Below are 1775 nucleotides of genomic sequence, written 5' to 3'. Positions count from 1 at the left end.
TAGGTTGGCTGCTCCCGGCAGCCAACGTCCCTTGTCGCGGCGCCCGAGATGTCGGCTGCCAGGAGCAGCCGACCTACTTGGGGTGGTGGTTGGTGAGGATGGGGTGCGCTCACGCGGATGCGCTGGGTCGTGCGCTGACGCGCTCGTGCCACTGGCGTACGTGCGGGAGTGCATCGTCCGGCTGGACCTCCAGGGTGCCGGCAGCGAAGTCCACCGTCACCAGCGCGGTGATGTCCGCGATGGAGAACGTGTCCCCGGCGACGAACGGCTGCTCGGCGAGGCGGGCATCCATATCGGCGAGGAAGTGGCGGTACCGCTGCGTGCCGCGCTCCACCAGTGCCTCGATCTGCGGTACGGGATGCGGGCCGGGCAGGGCGCGGTCGCGAAAGCCCGGCAGGCGGTTTCGGAAGGCCTCCATCACGGCGAGGTAGCCCTCGAACTCCACCCACCGGTCCCACGCCCGGATAATGCCGCGGGAGCGGGCGTCCGTGCCGGTCAGCGACGGTTCCGGGTAAAGTGTCTCGAAGTAGGCGCAGATGGCGTTGCTGTCACCGATGCACGTGCCGTCGTCGAGTTCCAGCACGGGGACCGTGCCCTGCGGATTGAGGCGCAGGAAGTCGTCGCCGAGCTGCTCGCCGGCGCGCAGGTCCACCTCGTGCATCTCGACGTCCAGCCCCTTTTCCGCTAGGTAGACGTGTACGCGGCGCGGGCTCGGGGCACCGTGGAAGGTGTGCAGCGTCGTCATTGCCGATCTCTCCTCGAATCGCTGTCCTCTGCGCTACGATAGTCCGGTCACTGTCGAGTGCAATACCCTCCCCACCCGCCTCTCTTCGTATCCTTGCCCCGATCCGGCTGCCGGCGTTGCCATGGCGTACGGCAATCTCGCCTTAAAGGCGCTGTCACCTGCCTTGCCTACGCTGATTCGCTCCTGGACAGCACGGGAGCACAGGAATGTCGAGTTTCAACGATCAGCGTATCAGCCGTCGTGACTTCATCCGCCGGGCCCTGAGCACTGGGGGTGCCGTGGCCGGGAGCGTGGCGCTGCCCGGTATGTTGATGCCGCGGCGTGCGCCTGCCGTGGTCAAGGCATCGCGCCCGATGCTGCCCTACGGTGTGGGCAGCGGTGACGTGGTGGGGGATCGCGCCATGATCTGGAGCCGTAGCGACCGCCCGGCACGGATGATGGTCGAGTACGCCACGACGAAGAGTTTCCGGGATGCGCGCCGCGTGGTCGGCCCGGCGGCGCTGGCGGATACGGACTTCACCGCGCGGGTCGATCTCTCCGGGCTGCCGGCGGGGGAGGACGTCTTCTATCGCGTACGGTTCCAGGACCTCGCCGATGAGCGGACCCTGAGCGAGCCGGTGATCGGGCATTTCCGCACGGCCTCGCAGGTGCCCCGGGACGTGACGTTCGTGTGGTCCGGCGACTGTGCCGGCCAGGGCTGGGGCATCAACGAGGAGTGGGGCGGCATGCGGATCTTCGAGACCATGCGCCGGTCCAGTCCCGATTTCTTCATCCACAGCGGCGACAGCATCTACGCGGACGGGCCCATCAAGCCGGAGGTCCGTCTCGCCGACGGCAGCATCTGGAAGAACGTCACCACGGAGGCGAAGTCCCACGTCGCCGAGACGCTGGCGGACTTCCGCGGTGCCCACGCCTACAACCGCCTCGACCACAATGTCCGCGCCTTCGGGGCGGAGGTGCCGATGCTCGTGCAGTGGGACGACCACGAGACCCACAACAACTGGTACCCCCAGCAGCGCCTCGGTGACGA

2 protein-coding genes are annotated in these 1775 nt (G+C 67.8%); one reads left to right on the top strand and one right to left on the bottom strand.

Annotated elements, in window-relative coordinates; all coding sequences use genetic code 11:
• Positions 1-109: 109 nt before the first annotated feature.
• Entirely contained in the window at positions 110-745 is a 636-nt protein-coding gene (locus tag G7A99_RS19070) for a glutathione S-transferase family protein (protein WP_163143165.1), read from the bottom strand.
• Between the two features lie 206 nt (positions 746-951).
• Between G7A99_RS19070 and G7A99_RS19065 the strand changes: the two genes are divergently transcribed.
• On the top strand, positions 952-1775 hold an 824-nt coding region (locus tag G7A99_RS19065; protein WP_163143162.1), incomplete at its 3' end, for an alkaline phosphatase.

This window comes from Arhodomonas sp. KWT, assembly GCF_010993615.1.
The sequence above is the reverse complement of the archived record's forward strand: the minus strand, read 5'-3'. Positions and strand labels throughout refer to the sequence as shown.